Genomic DNA, 6,028 nt, shown 5'->3' on the forward strand with positions numbered 1-6,028 from the left:
AGACCCTTTCACCGGTCTCTCCGGGCGTTTCGCTTCTTCGTTTTTACTGTGTTTCTTTGTTTCTGCGCTTCCAGCGTATCACACCGTTTCCGGTCCGATTTCGCTTTCCGCCGGCCTTCCGAACCGCCTTTCGGCTTTTCTTCCGGCCTTTCTTTCTACTCTTCGAGCCTACCAGATCCGTTTTCCCGTTCTCAACTCGCTGGGCTTTCGCTCTGCGGGTCGGAACAAGCCGCGCATCCGGCGTTCCCGATGCTTCAACCTTAGCAGGTGTCCGCGGGGCTCCGAACCACTTCCCGGAATTCCCGAAAAACGGGCGGAAAGCAAATACGGACAACACAAAGAAAGACGCCCGGAAATCTTTGATCGATTCCGTTCGCTGGTTCGTTGTGAGGATCGCTGCGGGACCGGCCATCGCACCGACATGCACGCACCAACCAGGCGCACGAACTTGCGTGCGGCACTTGGAGGGGGTTCACGGAGGGCGCGTCTGTCCGGATCTCCCGAACGAGCGACTCGGACGACATTAGACGACCCCCCGGGACGAGTCAAGTCCCGGGGGGTCGGAAGTTCGCACGGTGCTCGGCCGGCCCGCGGAAGGGGTTCCGCGCGGGCCGGCCGGCTCTCAACTCAGTTCGAGGGCACCGAGGTTGCGCTTGCCGCGGCGGAGCAGCACCCAGCGTCCGTGCAGCAGGTCGGCGGACGTAAGGAGCGCGTCCTCGGTCGCGACCTTGGTGTTGTTCACGTACGCGCCGCCTTCTTTGATCGTGCGCCGGGCCGCGCCCTTGCTGGGCGCCAGCTCGGTGGCGACCAGCGCGTCGACGACCGTCGGCAGCTCCGCCACCTGCGCGGACGGCAGCTCGGCAACCGCGGCGGCGAGCGTCGCGGCGTCCAGCGCCGCCAGGTCGCCCTGGCCGAACAGCGCCCGGCTCGCCTCGACGGCGGCGGCGCACTGGTCGGCGCCGTGCACCATCGTGGTCAGCTCTTCGGCGAGGGTGCGCTGTGCGGCACGGGCGGCGGGGCGCTCGGCAGCCTCACGCTCCAGTTCCTCGATCTCCTCGTGTGAGCGGAAGCTGAAGGTGCGCAGGTAGCGGGAGACGTCGCGGTCGTCGGCGTTCAGCCAGAACTGGTAGAAGGCGTACGGGGTGGTCAGCTCGGGGTCGAGCCAGACCGCGCCGCCTTCGGTCTTGCCGAACTTGGTGCCGTCGGCCTTGGTCAGCAGGTTGGTGGTCATCGCGTGCGCTTGGCCGTGCGGCTGGTTGCCGGTGACGCGGCGGATCAGGTCGAGGCCCGCGGTGATGTTGCCCCACTGGTCGCTGCCGCCGATCTGCAGCGTGCAGCCGTGCCGCCGGTACAGCTCGAGGTAGTCGAAGCTCTGCAGGATGACGTAACTGAACTCGGTGTACGACATGCCTTCGCCGCCGAGCCGGGACTTCACGGTGTCGCGGGCCAGCATCTGGTTGATGCTGAAGTGCTTGCCGAGGTCGCGCAGCAGGTCGATCGCGCTGAGGTTCTCGGTCCAGTCGTAGTTGTTGGCCATCAGCGCGGCGTTGGGCGCGTCGGTGTCGTCGCCGCCCGCGAAGTCGAGGAACGCGGAGAGCTGCCCGCGGATGCGGCCGACCCACTCGCGGACCGTGGAGGCCTCGTTGAGCTGGCGTTCGGCGGACGGCTTGGGGTCGCCGATCAGGCCTGTCGCGCCGCCGACCAGGGCGATCGGACGGTGGCCGGCCAGTTGGAGGCGGCGCAGCGTGAGGACCTGGGTGAGGTGGCCGACGTGGAGGCTGGCGGCGGTGGGGTCGAAGCCGCAATAGGCCGTGACGGGACCGTCCGCGAACGCCTTGCGCAGTGCGTCCTCGTCGGTGGTCTGGGCGATGAGCCCGCGCCACTTCAGGTCCTCGACGATGTCCGTCACGGTCGTTCGTCTCCTCGGTCGGTCCTGCGGGGGGTCGATTCTGCGGCGGCGTGTGGGCCGCGGCCTACAGATTGCCCGACGGGCCGGTCGCGGCGCGAACCCGATTATGGCGAGTGTGGGGCACGGCGGGTGCGGGGCACGTGGGCCCGGTAGGGGCTGACGGTGGGGTCGTCGGCGATGTGGAAGCGCCAGGGGTGTCCGGCGCCGTCGCCGCCGACACCGGTGCGCGGCCCGGTGCGGACGGTGTCGGGGGCGGCGGGGGTGCCGTGGAGGAGGCGGAAGCCGGTGCCGGCGGTGCAGGCGTCGACGCCGTCGTCTTCGCGGCCGATGCCGAGGGCGACGGTGAGGCGGGCGGGGCCTTGCGCGAGTTCGGTGTCGCGGCGGGCGTTGGGACGGCGTTCGCGGACGAGCGGGAGACCTTCGACGATTTCGCCGGCGCGGACGAGGACGGCGGAGGCTTTGCCGGGCGGGCTGCAGACGACGTTGACGCAGTGGTGCATGCCGTAGGTGAAGTACACGTACAGGTGTCCGGCGGCGCCGAACATGGTGCTGTTCCGCGGGGTCTGTCCGCGGTAGGCGTGCGATCCGGGGTCGTTGGTGCCGTCGTAGGCCTCGACCTCGGTGATGCGCAGGACGGTGCGTCCGGCCTCGGTGTCGCGGACCAGGAGGCGTCCGAGCAGGTCGGGGGCGACGGTGAGGACGGGGCGGACGAAGAAGGAGCGCGGCAGAGGGCGGCGTGCGTCGGCGGCCATACGCGAGACTCTACGGCGACGGGGAAGGGCGACGGCCGGGGAGGCTGCATGGTGTTCAAGAAGTTGATGGCGAGCATGGGGGCGGGCGGGGCTTCCGTGGAGACGGACCTGTTCCGGGCGGATGTGACGCCGGGCGGGGTCGCCGAGGGGCGGATCCGGATTCAGGGCGGGAAGGTCGACCAGGTCATCGAGGGGCTCTATGTGGAGCTTCGTGCGGTGGTGGAGGTCGAGACCGAGGACGGCGAGTACAAGGTCAACCAGGATTTCGCGCGTCTTCAGGTAGGCGGAACGTTCCAGCTGCGCGAGGGTGCGGTGCACGATGTGCCGTTCGCGCTGGGGATTCCGTGGGAGACGCCGGTGACGGTGTTCCGCGGTGTGCAGTTGCGCGGCACCAGCATCGGCGTGCGGACCGAGTTGGAGATCGACCGCGCGGTGGACAAGGGCGACCTGGACCCGATCCAGGTGCACCCGATCCCGGCGCAGGCGGCGATCCTCGATGCGTTCGGTGCGCTCGGGTTCCACTTCAGGGGAGCGGACCTGGAGAAGGGGCACATCCGCAATACGCGGCAGCGGCTGCCGTTCTACCAGGAGATCGAGTTCGCGCCGTCGGCGCAGTACGCGCGCGGGATCAACGAGGTGGAGCTGACGTTCGTGTCGGACGAGCACGCCACCGAGGTGATCCTGGAGATCGACAAGAAGGGCGGGATGCTGTCGGACGGCAGCGATGCCTACCGGCACTTCACGATCGACCATGCGGCGATCGGCCAGACCGACTGGGCGGCGTACCTGCATGGGTGGCTGCACGAGGTCGGGTCGCGGCGCGGCTGGTTCTGATCTTGCCGCGGGGGCACGCACGGTAGGACGGTGCTCCTGCCCCCCTGGATGAGCCCTCCTGGGCCGCGGTCACCCGTGGTCGAGGAGGGCTCTCACGTATTGCGCCCAGTCGGCTTCGAAGGCGGCGCGGTCGAGGCCGGTGGCGTCGCGGAGTGCGCGGTCGACGGCCGCGGCGGAGGGGTCGGCGTAGACGGCGGCGGCGAAGCGGAAGACTGCCGCGGCGCCGCGGGTCTCCTCGATGCGCAGCATCGCCAGGTGCGCGAGTTGGTAGGACGCGGCGTTGCCGACGGGGTCGGCCTGGTAGAGGTCGGCGTCGGTGGGGAGGGTGCCGGTGAAGCGTCCGGTGCGCAGGTAGGTGCGGGCTTCGCCGAATTGCGCGGACAGGCGGTCGCGGTCGGAGCGGAAGGCCAGCCAGTCGGCGAAGCCTTCGACGACCCAGACGGGTTGGTTCTGTCCGGCGAGGTCGCTGCGCAGCGGGGTGACGAGGGCGTGGGCCATTTCGTGGCGGAGGAGGTCGGCGGTGCGGGTGGCGTCGCCGCCGGTGAAGTAGCCGGAGGTGACGTCGAGGACGATGCGGGCGCCGCCGAACTGGGCGGTGGTGCCGGGTCTGGTGGTGGCGGCGGTGTTGCCGGTGGGTGAGCTGCGGAGCGCGTAGGTGAGGCCGGATTCGTCGCCGTGCTGGTCGGCGCGGCCGCCGTACAGCTCGTAGAAGGCGGCGCGGTCGGCGACGGGGACGAGGACGAAGCCGGGGGCGGTGCCGCGGGGTCCGGCGTAGGCGGCGAGGTCGGCGGCGGCGGCTTGTTCGGCGGCGTCGGCGAGGGGTTCGGCGCGGTCGGCGAGGGCTTGTTCGGCGAGGACGACGACGTGGGGGCGCCGGGCGACGGTGAGTTGGGCGCGGTCCCAAGGGGCGGGGTAGTCGCGGGCGTAGCGGTAGCCGGCGCCTCCTTCGTAGGGGGTTCCGGTGATGCTGGTGATGCGGGGGGCGGCGCCGGGCGCGGGACGCGTGACGGTCCAGCGGTAGCCCTCGCCGACGGTGGAGGTGTCGGCGTGGGTGATGCGGTGGTCGAAGGAGACGTCCACGGTGAGCGGGTCGCCGGGTCGGGGGCCGGGTCGGGTGGCGGCGACGCGGTAGGCGGCTTCGTCGAAGGGGATGGGGCGCAGGTTGCGGAACAGGCGGCGTTGTTCGTCGACGAGGCCGGGTGTGGCGGGGTCGAGGGCGGCGAGGAAGGCGTCTTCGTCGCCGTCGGCGAGGGCTTTGCCGCGGGTGTCGGCGAGTGCCGCGAGTTCGGCGGGGGTTACCGCGTCGGGGGCTTGGGGCGCGGTGGTGCCGGGGGCGGGTGAGCCGAGGGGGGTGCCGGCCGGTATTCGGGTGGTGGTTTGGCGGCTGTGGGTGGCGCCGTAGGCCATGACGGCGGCGAGGACGGCGAGCAGGGCGACGAGGGTGACGGTGAGCCGGTTGGCTATACGTCCGTGCGCGGGTGCGGTGCCGGTGCGGGGGCGTTGCGGCGGTTGCGCGTTTCCGGGTGCGGTGGGGGTGCCGTGCGGGGCCGATGCGGGTGTCCCGGCGTTCCGTCGCGACTGTGCCAACGCGCCCGCTCCCTTGCCGTGCCGGGGTGTGTCCCGGCGGTGTCCGGTGATCCGTCGAGTGGCTCTCCACCAGGGTGGTTCGTCTGGCTGGCGGGAGGATACGGCGTAGGGTCGGGTCGTGCGTACCGGGTGCCTTCCGGGTGGTGCCCGGACCTAGTGGCCGACGGGGTCGGCCGGGAGATGGAGTGCCCTTCGTGAGCGAGCCGAAGATGCCGCCGATGCCGTACGAGTTCCTGCCGGAGAAGCCGTGGTTCACGGTGGAGAGCACGGATGTCGCGGACGGCGTGACGCTGAGCATGCCGCAGGTGAGCGGTGTCATGGGCGCGGGCGGCGAGGATGTGTCGCCGCAGTTGTCGTGGGCGGGGTTCCCCGCGGAGACGAAGAGCTTCGTGGTGACGTGCCTGGACCCGGACGCGCCGACGGGGAGCGGTTTCTGGCACTGGTCGGTGGTGGATGTGCCGGTGTCGGTGACGGAGTTCCCGGCGGGCGCGGGTGCCGCGGACGGGAAGGGGCTGCCGGCCGGCGCGTTCCACGTGCGGAACGACGCGGGTCTGCCGGGGTACGTCGGGGCGGCGCCGCCGCAGGGGCACTACCCGCACCGGTACGCGTTCGTGGTGCATGCGGTGGATGTGGAGAAGCTGGGCGTGGACGAGAACGCCACGCCCGCGGTGGTGGGGTTCCACTTGTTCTTCCACACGCTCGCGCGGGCGATCGTGACGCCGGTGTACGCGCACTGATCCGGCGTTCGAACGGGGATCGAACATTCGACGGTGTCTCGGTCTCGTTCGCGGAAATTGCGTTGTCCGGGTGATCTGCTCGGGGCACAGTGGTGGGGGGGGGCCCCCCCCCCGCCGGCGGCGCGGGCCCCCCCCCCCCCGCCGGGGGCGCCCCCCCCCGCCCCGGGGGGCGGAAAGCGGCGTGTTAAACCCCCCCCCCACCCCCCCCC

Annotated in this window: 5 protein-coding genes; 2 read left to right on the forward strand and 3 right to left on the reverse strand. The window is 71.0% G+C overall.

Annotated features, from left to right (window positions below; all coding sequences use genetic code 11):
- Positions 1-622 precede the first annotated feature (622 nt).
- Both tyrS and ACPA54_RS38350 read right to left on the reverse strand, forming a co-directional pair.
- Positions 623-1,909: a tyrosine--tRNA ligase gene (gene tyrS, locus ACPA54_RS38345; protein WP_423537091.1), complete on the reverse strand. Its 1,287-nt coding sequence runs from the start codon at positions 1,907-1,909 to the stop codon at positions 623-625.
- A gap of 104 nt (positions 1,910-2,013) precedes the next feature.
- Positions 2,014-2,661, reverse strand: a complete 648-nt coding sequence (locus tag ACPA54_RS38350; RefSeq protein ID WP_423537093.1) for a DNA-3-methyladenine glycosylase — start codon at positions 2,659-2,661, stop codon at positions 2,014-2,016.
- Between the two features lie 48 nt (positions 2,662-2,709).
- On the opposite strand from ACPA54_RS38350, the gene ACPA54_RS38355 reads away from it, so the two are divergent.
- Positions 2,710-3,495, forward strand: coding sequence for a sporulation protein (locus ACPA54_RS38355; RefSeq protein ID WP_423537095.1), 786 nt, complete (start codon positions 2,710-2,712; stop codon positions 3,493-3,495).
- A 69-nt stretch (positions 3,496-3,564) separates the two neighbouring features.
- Here ACPA54_RS38355 and ACPA54_RS38360 read toward each other — a convergent pair whose 3' ends face one another.
- On the reverse strand, positions 3,565-5,082 hold the full coding sequence (locus tag ACPA54_RS38360; protein ID WP_423537097.1) for a hypothetical protein: 1,518 nt from the start codon (positions 5,080-5,082) through the stop codon (positions 3,565-3,567).
- 194 nt (positions 5,083-5,276) lie between these two features.
- On the opposite strand from ACPA54_RS38360, the gene ACPA54_RS38365 reads away from it, so the two are divergent.
- On the forward strand, positions 5,277-5,819 hold the full coding sequence (locus ACPA54_RS38365; RefSeq protein ID WP_423537099.1) for a YbhB/YbcL family Raf kinase inhibitor-like protein: 543 nt from the start codon (positions 5,277-5,279) through the stop codon (positions 5,817-5,819).
- Positions 5,820-6,028: the final 209 nt, after the last annotated feature.

Origin of the sequence: Uniformispora flossi (assembly GCF_049534875.1) — a bacterium.
In the GTDB taxonomy this organism is placed as follows: Bacteria; Actinomycetota; Actinomycetes; order Streptomycetales; family Streptomycetaceae; genus Yinghuangia; species Yinghuangia aomiensis.

Excerpts from the sequence above, each read along its gene's own strand:
- ACPA54_RS38350 (WP_423537093.1), bottom strand. The coding sequence starts at position 2,661 with ATGGCCGCCGACGCACGCCGCCCTCTGCCGCGCTCCTTCTTCGTCCGC.
- ACPA54_RS38355 (WP_423537095.1), top strand. The coding sequence starts at position 2,710 with ATGGTGTTCAAGAAGTTGATGGCGAGCATGGGGGCGGGCGGGGCTTCC.